The 16,217-nt window shown below is 73.2% G+C and carries 13 protein-coding genes; 7 read left to right on the top strand and 6 right to left on the bottom strand.

What is annotated here, in order from left to right; all coding sequences use genetic code 11:
• Positions 1–108 precede the first annotated feature (108 nt).
• On the top strand, positions 109–1,146 hold the full coding sequence (locus tag E5082_RS28230; protein ID WP_135794084.1) for a hypothetical protein: 1,038 nt from the start codon (positions 109–111) through the stop codon (positions 1,144–1,146).
• Between the two features lie 228 nt (positions 1,147–1,374).
• On the opposite strand, the gene E5082_RS28225 is transcribed toward E5082_RS28230, so the two are convergent.
• The gene (locus tag E5082_RS28225) at positions 1,375–1,848 is read right to left on the bottom strand and encodes an NUDIX hydrolase (RefSeq protein ID WP_190045194.1); all 474 of its coding nucleotides are present in this window, start codon (positions 1,846–1,848) and stop codon (positions 1,375–1,377) included.
• Between the two features lie 200 nt (positions 1,849–2,048).
• Between E5082_RS28225 and E5082_RS28220 the strand changes: the two genes are divergently transcribed.
• The gene (locus E5082_RS28220) at positions 2,049–5,351 is read left to right on the top strand and encodes a S8 family serine peptidase (protein ID WP_135794083.1); all 3,303 of its coding nucleotides are present in this window, start codon (positions 2,049–2,051) and stop codon (positions 5,349–5,351) included.
• A 331-nt stretch (positions 5,352–5,682) separates the two neighbouring features.
• Positions 5,683–6,699 carry an aspartate-semialdehyde dehydrogenase gene (locus tag E5082_RS28215; protein WP_135794082.1) on the top strand — a complete coding sequence of 339 codons (1,017 nt, stop codon included), beginning with the start codon at positions 5,683–5,685 and terminating at the stop codon, positions 6,697–6,699.
• A 43-nt stretch (positions 6,700–6,742) separates the two neighbouring features.
• Here E5082_RS28215 and E5082_RS28210 read toward each other — a convergent pair whose 3' ends face one another.
• The gene (locus tag E5082_RS28210) at positions 6,743–7,237 is read right to left on the bottom strand and encodes a DUF1203 domain-containing protein (protein ID WP_190045195.1); all 495 of its coding nucleotides are present in this window, start codon (positions 7,235–7,237) and stop codon (positions 6,743–6,745) included.
• Between the two features lie 112 nt (positions 7,238–7,349).
• On the opposite strand from E5082_RS28210, the gene pepN reads away from it, so the two are divergent.
• Together pepN and E5082_RS28200 are read left to right on the top strand one after the other, a co-directional pair.
• Entirely contained in the window at positions 7,350–9,920 is a 2,571-nt protein-coding gene (gene pepN, locus E5082_RS28205) for an aminopeptidase N (protein WP_135794080.1), read from the top strand.
• Positions 9,921–9,986: 66 nt separating this feature from the next.
• Positions 9,987–10,529 (top strand): GntR family transcriptional regulator, encoded by a 543-nt coding sequence (locus tag E5082_RS28200; RefSeq protein WP_135794079.1) that lies wholly within the window; start codon positions 9,987–9,989, stop codon positions 10,527–10,529.
• Here E5082_RS28200 and E5082_RS28195 read toward each other — a convergent pair.
• From E5082_RS28195 to E5082_RS28180, 4 genes are all read right to left on the bottom strand, one after another.
• Positions 10,474–11,937: an FAD-dependent monooxygenase gene (locus E5082_RS28195; RefSeq protein ID WP_135794078.1), complete on the bottom strand. Its 1,464-nt coding sequence runs from the start codon at positions 11,935–11,937 to the stop codon at positions 10,474–10,476. The two genes, E5082_RS28200 and E5082_RS28195, sit on opposite strands and share 56 nt — an antisense overlap.
• A 105-nt stretch (positions 11,938–12,042) precedes the next feature.
• Complete coding sequence (locus E5082_RS28190) at positions 12,043–12,288, bottom strand: hypothetical protein (RefSeq protein ID WP_086693405.1); 246 nt, start codon at positions 12,286–12,288, stop codon at positions 12,043–12,045.
• Positions 12,289–12,359: 71 nt separating this feature from the next.
• Entirely contained in the window at positions 12,360–14,462 is a 2,103-nt protein-coding gene (gene malQ, locus E5082_RS28185; RefSeq protein ID WP_135794077.1) for a 4-alpha-glucanotransferase, read from the bottom strand.
• Positions 14,463–14,690 (bottom strand): hypothetical protein, encoded by a 228-nt coding sequence (locus E5082_RS28180; RefSeq protein WP_135794076.1) that lies wholly within the window; start codon positions 14,688–14,690, stop codon positions 14,463–14,465.
• Between the two features lie 144 nt (positions 14,691–14,834).
• On the opposite strand from E5082_RS28180, the gene E5082_RS28175 reads away from it, so the two are divergent.
• A complete protein-coding gene (locus E5082_RS28175; protein ID WP_135794075.1) occupies positions 14,835–15,401 on the top strand; it encodes an RNA polymerase sigma factor in 567 nt (188 codons plus the stop codon).
• Complete coding sequence (locus tag E5082_RS28170) at positions 15,398–16,210, top strand: zf-HC2 domain-containing protein (RefSeq protein ID WP_135794074.1); 813 nt, start codon at positions 15,398–15,400, stop codon at positions 16,208–16,210. The genes E5082_RS28175 and E5082_RS28170 overlap by 4 nt, the downstream gene beginning before the upstream one ends.
• The last annotated feature ends 7 nt before the right edge of the window (positions 16,211–16,217 follow it).

Raw genomic sequence — 16,217 nt, 5'->3', positions numbered from 1 at the left:
GCCTACTCGGCATCCGAACACCCGTCCTTTAGTGCCGGGTTGTCCGCATTTTTCGACGGGTGTGTAACAGCGGTTACGGGTGGGCCGGGAGTAGGGCATTCCAGAGCCATGACGCACGACACCCCACTCTCCCCCCGCCCGCTCCGCCACCTCACCGAGGTCCACCGCCGGGTCCTGACCGCCGCCCAGTTGCGCACCCACGGGGTGACGACGGCCGAGCTGAACGAGCGGTGCCGGGCCGACGGCCCCTGGCGGCTGCTGCTGCCCAACGTGGTCCTGCTGCACTCCGCGTCGCCCACGAGCGAGGAGCGCCTGCACGGCGCGCTGCTGTACGCCTCCCGCGAGTCCGCGCCAGCAGTGCCCGCCCAGCCCGGCGCGGGCGACCCGCACCGGGGGGCCTACGCCGAGGCAATGCTCACCGGCCTGGCCGCCCTCGCCCTGCACGGCCTGCCGTCCGCGCCCCCGCTGCTCGGTCTGGAGCGGATCGACGTCCTGGTCCCGAGGCTGCGCCGGCTGCGCTCGACCGGGTACGTACGGGTGGTGCGCACCCCCGACCTCCCGGTGGCGCGCCCCGTCGCCGGCCTGCCGGTGGCGCCGGTGGCGCGGGCGGTGGCGGACGCGGTGGCCCACCTGACGGACGCGGACACGGTACGGCGGCTGCTGACCGAGGCGGTGCGCGACGGCCACTGCGATCCGGCCACGCTGGTACGGGAGTTGACCGAGGCCAGGCTGATGGGCCGGCCCCACGTGGTGGACGCGGTGGACTCGCTGGTGGCCGAGGGCCGCGCGGTGGCCGAGGACCGGCTGTACCGGATGGTCACCGGGTACGGGCTGCCCGACCCGGTGTGGAACGTGGACCTGCGCCTGCCCGGCGGCCCCCACCTGGGCGGCCTGGACGCCTACTGGCCCGAGCAGGCGGTCGCCGTCGAGCTGGACACCCGCGCCCCACGCCAGGACGAGGACGCGACCTGGTCCGAGTACGCCCGCAAGCGGGAGCACCTGGAGCGGCTCGGCATCACGGTCGTCCACATCACCCCGAGGAAACTGAGGGAGTCGGCGGAGCAGCAGGCCGCGGTGGTCCGTACGGCCCTGATGGCCGCCGGCGACCGCGACCCGGCCGCGTACGTGGTGGTGCTGCCCCGCTAGGGCCTGTCCGGCGGATCATGGCGCGAACGCGGGGTCTGGCACGCCCATCTGCGGCGTTGTCGTCACTCGCCGACTCCCCCACGCTCGGCTGCGCTCGCGCGGGGGGACCCCCATCGCGTCGACTCCCTTCTCCGCCTTGCACCTGGACGCACCAGACCCCGCTCACCTGGGACGATCGGCACCGCTGCTTCCCCGCCCCCTGATCCGCCGGACAGGCCCTAGTCCCGTTCAGCGTGTCCCGACCGGCGGGCCGGGGTCGAGGCGGCCGGTGGGCGGGCGGTCGCGCCACAGGCGCAGGGCGGTGTCGATCAGGGAGACGCGGGTCAGGCCGGGCACCGCGTCGAGGTCGTGCCAGGCGGCGAGGTCGGTGGAACCGGCCACCTCGTACCGGAGTTCGCCTCCGGTGATGTGCACCGCGTACAGCAGCCGGATGCCGTGGTGGTCGACGGCGCGGCCGGGGAAGCGGCCGGGGAGCACCGCCCGGTTGGTGTGCACGCCGAGCAGGTCGGTGACCTCCACCTGGTAGCCGGTCTCCTCGGCCACCTCGCGGCGCACGGTGTCGTACGGGTCCTCGCCGAACTCGGCGCCGCCGCCCGGCAGCACCCACTCGTGGCCGCCGCCCCGCGCGGGCGAGCGGGCGAGCAGGAGCTGTCCGTCGCGGACACACACGGCGTAGGCCGCCACCCTCAACTTGCGTCTCATGACGGGACGTTAGCGCGGTCGCTGCGGGAACCGAGTGAATTCGGGCCTATTCGGTCCCCAACCGCACACATCGCATCGCGGGTTTTCCCCATACATGGATCTCGATTCGGTCAACGAACCCCAAAAACCAGTCGCTTGGGAAAAGCTGCGCTGGTCCGGCACTGGACCTCGCGGACAACCCTCACCGACTAAGGGATGCGATGACCCACTCCCCCGACCGTGACCCGATACCCGGCCCGAGACGCCTGGCGCGCCTGACGCTGGCCGCCGGTGTGGTCGCCGCCCTCTGCGCGGCCGGCCCCGTGCCCATGGCGCTGGCCGCCGACGCGCCGCCCGCTCGGGCCGCCGACCCCGGCGCCAAGTCCGCGCCCCGCAAGCTCGGCGCCGACGACGCCGACCGGCTCGCGGAGGCCAAGGCGGACGGCGCCAAGAGCGTCACGATGATGATCGCCACCGCGCCGGGCTCCACCGAGCAGGTCGCCTCCCAGCTCGACGCCGCCGGCACCGTGGGCCGCACCTTCGACAAGGTCGGCTACGTCCGCGCCACCGTCCCGACCGCCAAGGCCGACTCGGTCATCGCCGCCGCGGCCAAGCTGTCCTCGGTGCACGCGATCGACCTGCGCCAGGAGATCCCGCTGGACGACCCGGCGCCGGGCGCGGACACCGCGAAGGACGCCAAGAACGCCCGTACGGCGGCTGCCTACCCGGCACCCGGCAGCAAGACCCCGGCGAAGAACCCGTACAACCCGTCCTTCGAGACCGGTGCCGTCGACTTCGTCGAGGACCACCCGAAGGCGGACGGGCGCGGGGTCACCATCGGCATCCTGGACTCGGGGGTGGACCTCGGTCACCCGGCGCTCCAGAAGACCACCACCGGTGAGCGCAAGATCGTGGACTGGGTCACCTCCACCGACCCGGTGAGCGACGGCGACGGCACCTGGCGCCGGATGACCGCGGCGGTCTCCGGGCCGTCCTTCTCCGTCGGTTCCGGCGCGAACGCGGAGACCTTCACGGCCCCGGCCGGCGCGTACAAGTTCAACTACCTGTACGAGTCCGCCACCACCGGCGGCGACATGAAGGGCGACCTCAACCGGGACGGGGACACCACCGACGCCTGGGGCGTGCTGTACGACCCGGCCACCGGCACGGTCCGCGTCGACACCGACGACGACCTGGACTTCACGAACAACCCGCCGATGAAGCCGTACAAGGACGACTACCAGATCGGCTACTTCGGCACCGACGACCCGCAGACGGACGTCGTCGAGCGCATCCCGTTCGTGGTCGAGATCCGCAAGGACGTCGTCTACAGCTCCTCGGGTGCCAAGGCCGATTACGTCAACATCGGTGTCATCGAGTCCGAGCACGGCACCCATGTCGCGGGCATCACCGCGGCCAACGGGCTGTTCGGCGGGAAGATGAACGGTGCCGCTCCGGGCGCCAAAATCGTCTCCTCGCGCGCCTGCACCTGGTCCGGCGGCTGCACCAACGTCGCCCTCACCGAGGGCATGATCGACCTGGTGACCAACCGGGGCGTGGACATCGTCAACATGTCCATCGGCGGCCTCCCGGCGCTGAACGACGGCAACAACGCCCGCGCCGAGCTGTACACCCGGCTCATCGACACCTACGGCGTCCAGCTCGTCATCTCGGCCGGCAACTCCGGCCCCGGCGCCAACACCATCGGCGACCCCGGCCTCGCCGACAAGGTGATCTCGGTCGGCGCCGCCATCTCCAAGGAGACCTGGGCGTCGAACTACGGCTCGGCGGTTCAGACCCCGTACGCGCTGATGCCGTTCTCCTCGCGGGGCCCGCGTGAGGACGGCGGCTTCACGCCGACCATCACCGCGCCCGGCGCCGCGATCAACACCACCCAGACCTGGCTGCCCGGTTCCCCGGTGGCCGAGGCGGGCTACACCCTGCCCGCCGGTTACTCGATGCTCCAGGGCACCTCGATGGCCTCCCCGCAGGCGGCCGGCGCGAGCGCGCTGCTGCTCAGCGCCGCCAAGCAGAAGGACATCGACCTCACCCCGGCCGTGCTGCGCACCGCGCTGACCTCGACCGCGCACCACATCAAGGGCGCGCAGGCGTACGAGGAGGGCTCCGGCCTGATCGACGTCGTGGACGCCTGGACGGCGATCCGGCTCGGCGCCTCGGCGCACGAGTACACCGTCAAGGCCCCGGTCGACACCGCGATCGACTACGCCCTGAAGACCCCCGGCTTCGGCACCGGCCTCTACGACCGCGAGGGCGGCCTGCAGTCCGGCCAGCGCAAGACGTACGACGTCACGGTCACCCGCACCACCGGCGCGGACCGCGCGGTCTGGCACCTGCTGAGCTTCGCCAACGACCCGGAGCACACCTACCGCGTCGTCGGCAGCCCGCTGGTGAAGCTGCCGCTGAACGAGCCGGTCACCGTCAAGGTGGAGGCCGCGCCGAGGTCGGCCGGGCTCAAGAGCGCGATCCTGCGCGTGGACGACCCGCTGACCGTGGGCGTCGACAAGCAGATCCTCGCCACGGTCGTGGTGGCGAGCCCGGTGGACTACAGCCGCTCCTTCTCCGCCTCGGTGCAGCGCAACAGCACCAAGTCGTACTTCCTGACCGTGCCCGAGGGCGCGAAGTCGCTGGAGGTGGCCATCGGCGGCCTGCAGTCCGGCAGCCAGACCCGGTTCATCGCCATCCACCCCTACGGGACGCCGGTCGACAACACCAGCACCCCGTACTGCTACAACAACTACCTCGACGGCAACGGCTGCAAGCCCGACGTCCGCTCCTACGCCGACCCGCAGGCCGGTGTCTGGGAGGTCGAGGTCGAGGCGCGCCGCACCTCGCCGCTGCTGGACAACCCCTACAAGCTGGACGTCTCCGTGCTCGGCGCGGTCTTCGACCCGGAGACCGTGACCGTGCCCGAGGCGAAGGTGGGCGTCCCGGCAACCGCGTCCTGGAAGGTCACCAACAAGTACGCCGCGCTCGACGGCAAGCTGGTCGGCGGTCCGCTCGGCTCCGCGAAGGCCGCCCGCCCGGCCATCAAGGAGGGCGAGATCGCGACCACCACGGTCGACGTCCCGGCCGGCGCCAAGTCGCTGGACGTGGCCATCGGCAAGGTCTCGGACCCGGCCGCCGACCTCGACCTCACGGTCTACGACGCCTCCGGCAAGGAGGTCGGCAAGTCCGCCGACGGCGACTCGGAGGAGGCGGTCTCCGTCCCGTCCCCCGCCGCGGGCACGTACACGGTCAAGGTCGAGGGCTACTCGGTCCCGGCCGGCTCCACCGACTACGACTACCGGGACGTGTTCTTCTCCGACGCCCTCGGCGCGGTCACGGTCGACGGCTCGGCCCCGGTGAAGCTCGGCACGGGCGCCTCCGCCACGGTGACCGGCCAGGTCACGGCCGCCGCCGAGGCCCCGGCGGGCCGGGAGTTCTTCGGCCGCGTCCAGCTCGTGAACGCGCGCGGCACGGTCGCGGGCACCGCGAGTGTGCAGATCGGGAAGGTCACGCCGTAACCGGCTGATCCCCTGACCTCGGGGGCGGGCGTCCTGGCGGGCGCCCGCCCCCTCGGCGTGTGCGGTGTACGTCACACCTCCGTATGGCGGTGGGCCGGACGGGCAGGGACCGGACAGCACGGCTTGCGGCCGACGGGTCCGGGGGAGGGAACTTCTGCGGCCGCTCCCCGCGCGGGACCGCAGGTCCGCGGGCCGTCCGAGGGGTACGGATGTCCCTCACACCGGGCACACCCGTACAAAGGATTGGACACGCGGCCCTGTGTCGGCCGCATGATGGAAAAGTGCCGGTCAAGCAAGTGACCCGGTACTGGGACGGACAGAGGGAGTCACCGTGAGGGTCGGAATCGTCGGAGCCACCGGTCAGGTCGGCACGGTCATGCGCAAGATCTTCAAGGAGCGGGACTTCCCGGTCACCGAGCTGCGCCTGTTCGCCTCCGCCCGCTCGGCCGGGACCGTGCTGGACGGCGTGACGGTGGAGGACGCCTCGGCCGCCGACTACTCCGGCCTGGACATCGTGCTGTTCTCGGCGGGCGGTGCCACCTCCAAGGCGCTCGCGGAGAAGGTCGCCGCGCAGGGCCCGGTCGTGATCGACAACTCCTCGGCCTGGCGCCGGGACCCCGAGGTGCCCCTGGTGGTCTCCGAGGTGAACCCGCACGCCATCGCCGACCGCCCCAAGGGCATCATCGCCAACCCGAACTGCACCACGATGGCCGCGATGCCGGTGCTGCGCCCGCTGCACGACGAGGCGGGGCTCGAGGCGCTGGTCGTCGCCACCTACCAGGCCGTCTCCGGCTCGGGTCTCGCGGGCGTGGCCGAGCTGCACGGGCAGGCGCAGAAGGTCATCGCCGACGCCGACAAGCTGACCCACGACGGCGACGCGGTGGACTTCCCCGAGCCTGCTGTCTACAAGCGCCCGATCGCCTTCAACGTGCTCCCGCTGGCCGGGTCCATCGTGGACGACGGCCTCAACGAGACCGACGAGGAGCAGAAGCTCCGCAACGAGTCCCGCAAGATCCTGGAGATCCCGGAGCTGAAGGTCTCCGGCACCTGTGTGCGCGTCCCGGTCTTCTCCGGGCACTCCCTCCAGGTCAACGCCCGCTTCGCCCGCCCGATCTCCGTCGAGCGCGCGACCGAGCTGCTGGCGCAGGCGCCCGGTGTCGCCCTCTCCGAGATCCCGACCCCGCTGCAGGCGGCCGGCCAGGACCCGTCGTACGTGGGCCGCATCCGCGCCGACGAGACGGTGGACAACGGCCTCGCCCTGTTCATCTCCAACGACAACCTCCGCAAGGGTGCCGCGCTGAACGCGGTGCAGATCGCGGAGCTGGTGGCGGCCGAGCTGAAGAGCTGAGTCCGCGGGGGGCGCGTGCCGGGTTCGGCGCGCGCCCCCTCTTTCACGCCCTGCGCACCTCGTACAGGAAGCACCCGTACTCCACCGCCCTGACGTGCACCAGCGCCACCTCCGGATCGGTGAACGCCTCGCTCAGGGCCGTCTCGAAGTCCTCGGGCGGGGTGACCAGGCGGCCGCCGAGGATGCGGCCGTCGCGGGAGTAGCGGCGCAGGACGCGGTGGGCGCCGGTGAAGGCGAGCCCGTCCCGGGACGCCGGTCCGCCACAGGGCTCGGCGTGGATGAAGACCGGGCCCTGCTCGTCGTACGCCCCCGGCTCGGCGCCGGTGTCCGCCGCCCAGCGGCGCAGGGGCGCGTAGGAGACCAGGGCGATGCGCTCACCGGGCTCGCTCCGGCGCAGACAGCAGCGCAGCGGGGCGCCGCCCTCCGCGTCGGTGACGGCGGTCGTCGGGCGTCCGGCGTCGTCCGAGGCGCGCAGTTCCGCGAGGACCGGTTCCGTGATGGCCCGCGTGGCGTGCAGGGTCGTGGCGTGTGTCGTCATGTGTCCCAGGCTGGTCCCGGAAAGGCCCGGTGACCGGCGGGATAAGGACATCGCGTTCGCGGATCTCCCGTGGAAGGATGGCGCAACCCACACATAACGAGGAGATGACCGCGTGCCTGGCACAAACCTGACTCGGGAAGAGGCGCAGCAGCGGGCCGACCTGCTCAGCGTCGACTCGTACGAGATCGATCTCGACCTCACCGGCGCGCAGGAGGGCGGCACCTTCCGGTCCGTCACCACGGTGCGCTTCGACGTGGCCGAGTCCGGCGCCGAGTCCTTCATCGACCTGGTGGCACCGGCCGTGCGCGAGGTGACGCTGAACGGGGACTCGCTGGACCCGGCGGAGGTCTTCAAGGAGTCCCGCATCGCGCTGCCCGGTCTGCTCGAAGGCCGCAACGTCCTGCGGGTGGTGGCCGACTGCGCGTACACCAACACCGGTGAGGGTCTGCACCGGTTCGTGGACCCGGTCGACGAACAGGCTTACCTGTACACGCAGTTCGAGGTGCCGGACGCGCGGCGCGTGTTCGCCAGCTTCGAGCAGCCGGACCTCAAGGCGACGTTCCGCTTCACGGTGACCGCGCCCGAGGGCTGGACGGTGATCTCCAACTCCCCGACGCCGGAGCCCAAGGGCAACGTCTGGGCGTTCGCGCCGACCCCGCGCATCTCGACGTACATCACCGCGTTGATCGTGGGCCCGTACCACTCGGTGCACAGCGTGTACGAGAAGGACGGGCAGTCCGTGCCGCTCGGCATCTACTGCCGGCCCTCGCTCGCCGAACACCTCGACTCCGACGCGATCTTCGAGGTCACCCGGCAGGGCTTCGACTGGTTCCAGGAGAAGTTCGACTACGCCTACCCCTTCGAGAAGTACGACCAGCTCTTCGTGCCGGAGTTCAACGCGGGTGCGATGGAGAACGCGGGCGCGGTGACCATCCGCGACCAGTACGTCTTCCGGTCCAAGGTGACCGACGCGGCGTACGAGGTGCGGGCGGAGACGATCCTGCACGAGCTGGCGCACATGTGGTTCGGCGACCTGGTCACCATGGAGTGGTGGAACGACCTGTGGCTGAACGAGTCGTTCGCCACCTTCACCTCCATCGCCTGCCAGGCGTCGGCGCCCGGCTCTCGCTGGCCGCACGCGTGGACGACGTTCGCCAACTCGATGAAGACGTGGGCGTACCGCCAGGACCAGCTCCCCTCCACGCACCCGATCATGGCCGAGATCCGGGACCTGGACGACGTCCTGGTCAACTTCGACGGCATCACGTACGCCAAGGGCGCCTCGGTGCTGAAGCAGCTCGTGGCGTACGTCGGTGAGGACGAGTTCTTCCGGGGCGTGCAGGCGTACTTCAAGCGGCACGCGTTCGGCAACACGCGTCTGTCCGACCTGCTGGGCGCGCTGGAGGAGACCTCCGGGCGCGATCTGAAGACCTGGTCGAAGGCGTGGCTGGAGACGGCGGGGATCAACATCCTGCGTCCCGAGCTCCAGACCGACGCGGACGGTGTGATCACCTCCTTCTCCGTCCGCCAGGAGGCCCCGGCGCTCCCGGCCGGTGCCAAGGGCGAGCCGACGCTGCGTCCGCACCGCATCGCGATCGGCCTGTACGACCTGGACGACGCGGGCAAGCTGGTCCGGGTGAAGCGGGTCGAGCTGGACGTGGACGGTGAGCTGACGGCCGTGCCCGAGCTGACCGGCGTCCGCCGTCCGGCCGTGGTCCTGCTCAACGACGACGACCTGTCGTACGCGAAGGTCCGCCTGGACGAGGAGTCCCTCGCGGTCGTCACCGAGCACCTCGGTGACTTCGCGGAGTCGCTGCCGCGCGCGCTGAGCTGGGCCTCCGCCTGGGACATGACGCGGGACGGCGAGCTGGCCACCCGTGACTACCTCTCGCTGGTGCTCTCCGGCATCGGCAAGGAGTCCGACATCGGTGTCGTGCAGTCCCTGCACCGGCAGGCCAAGCTGGCGGTCGACCTGTACGCCGACCCGGCCGCCCGCGAGACCCTGCTGACCCGCTGGACCGAGGCCACGCTGGCGCACCTGCGTACCGCCGAGCCGGGCAGCGACCACCAGCTCGCCTGGGCGCGCGCCTTCGCGGCGACCGCCCGTACGCCGGAGCAGCTCGACCTGCTGGAGGCGCTGCTGGACGGCTCCCAGACCGTCGAGGGCCTCGCCGTCGACACCGAGCTGCGCTGGGCGTTCGTGGAGCGTCTCGCCGCGGTCGGCCGCTTCGACGAGGCGGAGATCGCCGCCGAGTACGAGCGCGACCGCACCGCCGCCGGCGAGCGCCACGCGGCCACCGCCCGTGCGGCCCGCCCCACCGCCGAGGCGAAGGCGGAGGCGTGGGCCTCGGTCGTCGAGTCGGACAAGCTCCCCAACGCCGTCCAGGAAGCCGTGATCACCGGTTTCGTCCAGACCGACCAGCGCGAACTCCTCGCCCCCTACACCGACCGCTACTTCGACTCGGTCAAGTCCGCCTGGGACTCCCGCTCCCACGAGATGGCCCAGCAGATCGCGGTCGGCCTCTACCCGTCGGTCCAGGTCTCGGAGGAGACGCTGCGGAAGACGGACGCCTGGCTCACGTCCGCGGACCCCACCCCGGCCCTCCGCCGCCTGATCTCCGAGTCCCGCGCGGGCGTGGAACGGGCCCTGAAGGCCCAGCGGGCGGACGCGGCTGCGTCGTAGCCGGCCAGCAGTCGAGAGGGGGCGCCCGGCGTTGTGTCGGGCGCCCCCCTTTGTTCGGGAGGCACAGTGAGCGACAGCGCTTGGACCAGCACGTCGATGCCGTATCTGGCCCCTCAGGAGGCCGGGCAGGGGGACGTCTGGGCGGCTGAGGCCGCGGCCAAGGGGAGAAAGGGGAGCCAGCGGATTGTGTATGCCGGGGAGGTCGGGGCCTCGGAGGAGGTCGCCGGCCTGTTGGGGGTGGGGGTCGGGGAGGCTGTGGTGGCGCGGCGGCGGGTCATCGAGCTGGACGGTGCCGCCTGCGAGTTGACCGACAGCTACTACCCCGTCGCCATCGCTCGCGGGACCCGGCTTGCCGAGCGGGGGAAAATTCCGGGTGGGGCTGTGGCGCTGTTGGCTGAGCTCGGGTATCGGGGGGTTAGGGTGCGGGAGGACGTCGCCGCTGGGATACCGTCACCGGAGGAGCAGGACGTGCTGCAACTCGGTGCGGGGGAACCGGTGTTGCGCGTCAGCCGGGTGACTTTCGACGAAGGCGGCCGGGCTGTTCAGGCCGACCTCATCGTGATGCCCGGTCATCGGCAGCGGCTTCGTTATGAGGTTCGGGTCGGGTGATCCGGGGGCCCACGTGGTCAACGAGGGCCCGTTCCAGCGCTGTTGGGGACGGGGACTTCGCCGTCCAGGCGATGTGGCCGTCCGGGCGGATCAGAAGCGTCTGGGGGCCGGTCCACGCGGATGTGGTGAGGTGGGGGCGGCCGGCGTCCTCGTACGGGGTCTGGGTCAGAAGGACGAAGTTGCCCGGGCGCAGGGCCTCGTAGAGGCGGGTGTGGCCCGGCAAGGGGATGTCCGGGGCTCGTTTGCCGGTCAGGGGACCGGGGCCGTAGGAGTAGCCGAGGCCCGTCACCTGGTGGAGGGCTTTGCGGCGCAGGGCGGGGGCGTGGATGGCCAGGGTTGCCAGGAGTGACCGGAGAGCCCTCGTCCAGGGGCGGTTGGCCATGGCCAGTCGGATCAGGGTGCCGCTGCTGCGGAGGACGGTGCGGCCCACCGGGTGGCGTTCGGTGTCGTACGTGTCCAGGAGGGACGCGTCGGCGCGGCCGTTCAGGACCGCGGCCAGTTTCCAGCTCAGGTTCGCCGCGTCCTGGAGGCCCGTGTTCATGCCCTGGCCGCCCGCCGGTGAGTGGACGTGGGCGGCGTCGCCGGCGAGGAAGACGCGGCCCGCGCGGTACGTGGGGACCTGGCGTTCGTCGCTGTGGAAGCGGGACAGCCAGCGGGGGTCGTGCATGCCGTAGTCCCGGCCGAGGGCGGCGCGGACGATGTCCCGGATCTCGGTGAGGTCGAGCGGCGCGTCGTCGGGGACGTCGTGGGAGCGGTGCCAGCCGACGACCCGGTGGTAGCCGTCGCCGAAGGGGATGAGGAGGGCGAAGGCGTCCCCCGTCGTGCCCGCGGTGAGCAGGTCCGGCGGGTCCTCGGAGAGCCGTACGTCCGCGAGGACCACCGAGCGGATGACCGAGCGGCCCGGGAACGGCAGCCCCACCGCCTCCCGTACCGCGCTCCGCATCCCGTCCGCCCCCACCACGTACGAGGCCCGCAGCGGCTCCATGCCCCGCCCGAGGACCGTCACCCCGGACGCATCCTGCGTCAGCGCGGTCACCTCGGCCTCGTGGCGGAACTCGGCGCCCGCCTCCCGCGCCCGCCGCTCCAGCACCCGTTCGACCTCGTACTGCGGGATCACCAGGACGTGCGGGAAGCGGGTGGGGAGTTCGGAGAGGTCGAGGGTGAGGCCGTCGAAGAGGCCGAGCCGGGTCATCGGGTGACCGAGGGACTCGAGTTCGCCGGCGAGGCCCCGCATGTCGAGCTGCTCCAGCGTGCGGGCGTGCAGCGCGAAGGCGCGGGTGAGGTTGCTGATGCCGGGCGGACGCTTCTCCAGCACGGTGACCGGGACGCCGGCCTCCGCCAGGTCACCGGCGAGGAGCAGTCCGGTCGGGCCGCAGCCCACTACGACGACGCCGGTGGTGCCTGCCATCCGCGGCTCCTCGGGGGCACGGGGGGAGAAACGCGCCGGGGGCGCCGTCCGGCCGCGCGTGCGTGCGCGGGCGGACAGGCGCCCCCGGCCGGGACCTGAGGTCCGTCAGCTCTTCGGGGCGGACGAGCCCGACCGCGACTTGTCCAGCACCATCACCAGACCGGCGATGACGACGAACAGGCCCACCGGGATCAGCACGTAGAGGCCGATGGTCTCCCAGGCGGAGAGACCGGGGCCGGGGTCGTCACCGTCGTCGCGGCTGAGCGCGAGCGCGGGGGACGACATGAGCAGCATCATCAGCGTCGTGCCGGCCGCCAGGGCTCCGGCGCGCAGGGCGTTCTTCTTGTCCACGCTCCCCAAGTTAGCGAACCGCCGCACCGGCCGCGCGTCCGGGGTGCCGTACGCGCGGCCTCGACGGCCGCTCAGGGCCCGCTGTGCCCCAGCCCCGTCCGCACCGCGGCCAGCAGCGCCCCCAGCCTGGGGGACGCCGTCAGCTCCTCCAGCGGCACCGGGCGCCCCTGGGGATCGGACACCGGCAGGCGCCAGTTCGGGTACTGGTCCCAGGTGCCGGGCACGTTCTGCGGGCGCCGGTCCCCGATGCCGTCCGGGAGCCAGATGCCGACCAGCCGGGCCGGGGTGCGCAGCAGGAACCGGTGGAAGCCCTGGATCTCAGCCTCCTCGTCGCTGCCGGGCGGCCCGGCGGCCGGGGCGTCCAGCAGCCCGAGGCTGCCCAGCAGCGCCAGCCACTCGGCGGTGTCCGCGACCGCGTCCGCCCGCTCGTCGGCGCCGGACTTGACGAGCAGGCCGAGCTTCTCCCGCAGGTCCACGTGCTCACCGGTGAGCCGGGCGGCCGTGGGCGGCAGGTCGTGCGTGGTGGCGGTGGCCAGGCAGTCCTCGCGCCAGCTCTCCGGGGGCAGCGGGCGGCCGTCGCCGGTCCAGTCCCGCTCGAACCACAGCACGGAGGTGCCCAGCACCCCGCGCCGCTGGAGCGTCTCCCGTACGCCGGGCTCGACGGTGCCCAGGTCCTCCCCGATCACCAGCGCGCCCGCGCGGGACGCCTCCAGCGCGAGCAGGGCGAGCATCGCCTCGGCGTCGTAGCGGACGTAGGTGCCGTCGGTGGGCGGGCTGCCCTCGGGGACCCACCAGAGCCGGAACAGGCCCATCACGTGGTCGATGCGCAGCGCGCCCGCGTACCGGAACAGGGCGCGCAGCAGCAGCCGGTAGGGGAGGTGGCCGGACTCCGCGAGCCGGTCCGGGCGCCAGGGCGGCAGGCCCCAGTCCTGGCCGCGGGCGTTGAACGCGTCGGGCGGGGCGCCGACCGACATCCCGGCGGCGAAGTGGTCCTGCTGGGACCAGGCGTCGGCGCCGACCGGATGCACACCGACCGCGAGGTCGTGCACGATCCCGATCGGCATCCCGGCCTCCTCGGCTGCCCGCTGGGCGGCGCGGAGCTGCCCGTCGGTGAGCCAGGCGAGCCGGGTGTGGAACTCGACCCGGTCGGCGAGGCGGGCGCGGGCGCGCGCGGTCTCCGCCGAGCGGGGGTCGCGCAGCGGCTCGGGCCAGGTCCGCCAGTCCGGGCCGTGCTCCTCGGCCAGCGCGTACCAGGTGGCGTGGTCCTGCAGCGCCTGGCCCTCCTCGGCGCGGAAGGCGTCGTAGGCGGCCTGCCGGCCGGGGCCGAGCGGGACCCGCACGACCTGTTCCAGCGCCTGGCGCTTCAGCTCCCACACCGCGTCACGGTCGATGAGGGCGCCCTTGTCGAGCACGTCGGCGCGCAGCCGCTCGGCCCGCTCGCGCAGCCGGGGGTTCAGCTCGGCGTAGGAGTACTCCGGGACGTCCTCGACGCGCAGGTGCACCGGGTCGGGGAAGCGGCGGGAGGAGGGGCGGTAGGGGGAGGGGTCGGTGGGGGCGCCGGGTACGGCCGCGTGCAACGGGTTGACCTGCACGAATCCGGCACCGTGGGTCCGTCCGGCCCAGGCCGCCAGCTCGGCGAGGTCCCCGAGGTCGCCCATGCCCCAGGAGCGGTGGGAGAGCACGGAGTAGAGCTGGGCGAGCAGGCCGTAGGAGCGGCCGGCCGGGGCGGGGAGGCGCTCAGGGGCGACGATGAGGTGGGCGTGGCCGGTGCGTCCGTCGGGGGCGGTGACGGTGACGTGGTGGACGCCGGTCGGGAGGTCGTCGACGGAGGTGTGCCGCTCGCCCTGCTCGGTGTCGATCTCCATCCGGGTGCCGGGCGGCAGGACGTCGAAGGGGTCCGGGAGGGCGGGGGTGCCGGTGCCTGCGACGGGCTGGCCGGTCCAGCGGACCACGGTGGGCGGCAGCAGCCGCTCCCGCAGCTCGCGCTCCCGCTCGGCGAGCGCGGCACGGACGGCGTCCGGGGTGCTCGCGTCGATGTCCAGGGCGGCCAGGGCGGCGATCACGGCGGGGGCGGGCACCGCGACGATGATCTCCGGGGAGGGGCTGTAGGAGGTGGCTACGCCGTGCAGCTCCGCGAGCGCGCGCAGCTCGTCGTCGTCCAGCGCCGCGGCCATCTACTCGGCCGGGCCGAAGCGGACCGGGACGGAGTCGGCGTCACCGGTGAGCGGGACGGTGTCCGCGAGCGGGGGCTCGCTGGTCAGCGGCTCGGCGCCGGGCAGCGGGGGCTCGCTGGTGAGCGGGGCCTCCACACAGGCGCTCTCCGCGCTGAACGCGCAGTCGGCGGGCGTCTCCGCGTCGGGTTTCCACTGGGCGGGCAGGAACAGGTGAGCTGCTGCGGCCACGGGAGCCTCCTTGGTCACGGGGGGCGGGTGCGTTTTGCCGGATTACCCAGCCCTACCCAGACACACGGCTGCCACGCCCGCACGGGAGAGTGATCCACCGCTCGGGGGCGGGACGATAGAGGGGGTGTGAGACTGTTCCGCCCCATGGGGGGCCACCGGGAGAAGGACGACGGTGCCCTGCTGCGGGCCGTCGCGGCGGGCGACCAGGCGGCGCTCGCCGACCTGTACGACCGGCACGCGGGCTGGCTGCACGCCCGGCTGACCCGGCGCTGCGCCGACCCGGAGGTGGTCCGGGAGGTGCTCCAGGACACCTTCGTCACGGTGTGGCGTTCGGCCGCCGGACACCGGGGCGCGGAGGCGGGCGGCTGGCTGTGGACCATCGCCGCCCGGCGCCTGGTCGACGCCCGCCGCGCCCAGGAGCGCACCGCGCGGGGCGCGCCGGAGGCGGAGGCGGCGGCCGTGCCGTCCGCCGAGGACCGGGTGCTGGCCGGCCTGGAGTACGGCGATGTCGGCACCGCCCTGGACCGCATCTCCCCCGAGTTGCGCGAGGTGCTGCGCGCGACCGTGGTCGACGGCCTGACCACCCGCGAGACGGCCCGGCTGCTCGGCATACCCGAGGGCACCGTCAAGTCCCGCGCCCGGCGCGCCCGTACCGAACTGCGGGCCGCGCTGGCCCAGTTGAACCCGTCCCCGCTGGGAGGCCCGGCATGAGCAGGCAGTGGCACACGAGCGAGGCCCAGGCCGCCCGGTACGCCGCCGGCTCCCTGCCGGAGCCGGACGCCTGGTCCCTGGAGAGGCACCTGGAGTCCTGCGCGGACTGCGCGTCCCGCGTCTCGGCGGCGGTAAGGGCCACGGCGGCGGGGGCGGTGCTGGCGGACGTACGGGCCGCGGTGCTGGCCTCCGCCGTACGGGAGGTTCCCGTGTCCCGGTTCGCCCGGCTGCTGTGGGCGGCGGGGCCCGCCGTGCGCGGTGCCTGGTCGGCGGCGCTGCTGGTGGTGGCCGGGGCCGCGCTGCTGCTGGGCCAGTTCCGGGGCGCCCCGGAGGCGCGGACGCTGCTGCTGGCGCTCGCCCCCGTCGTGCCGGTGGCCGGGGTCGCACTGTCCTACGGCCCGCACGCCGACCCCCTGCACGAGCTGGCCGCCTCCACACCGGGGGGCGGGCTCCGGCTGGCCCTGACCCGGACGGCGGGCGTGCTCGCCGTGAGCCTGCCGGTGCTGACCCTCACCGGGCTGCTGCTGCCCGCCTCCGGCGCACCGGCCGCCGCCGCGTGGCTGCTGCCGGGACTGGCGCTGACACTGGCCACCCTGGCGCTGGCCCCGCTCACCGGATTCCGTACCGCGTCCGCCGTGACGGCGTGCGGCTGGCTGTGCGCGGTGCTCGCGCCGTCGCCGGACGAGATCGGCGCCCGGCTGGCCCGGTGCCTCGACGGCGCACCGGCCCAGTCGGCCTGGGGGGCCGCGGTCGCCCTGAGCGCCCTGCTGCTGGCGGCCCGCCGCACCGCGTACGACCGCACCCACTGACTCAAGG

The sequence above is a fragment of the Streptomyces griseoluteus genome, assembly GCF_004784465.1.
In the GTDB taxonomy this organism is placed as follows: Bacteria; Actinomycetota; Actinomycetes; order Streptomycetales; family Streptomycetaceae; genus Streptomyces; species Streptomyces griseoluteus.
This window is presented reverse-complemented; position numbering and strand designations above follow the sequence as displayed.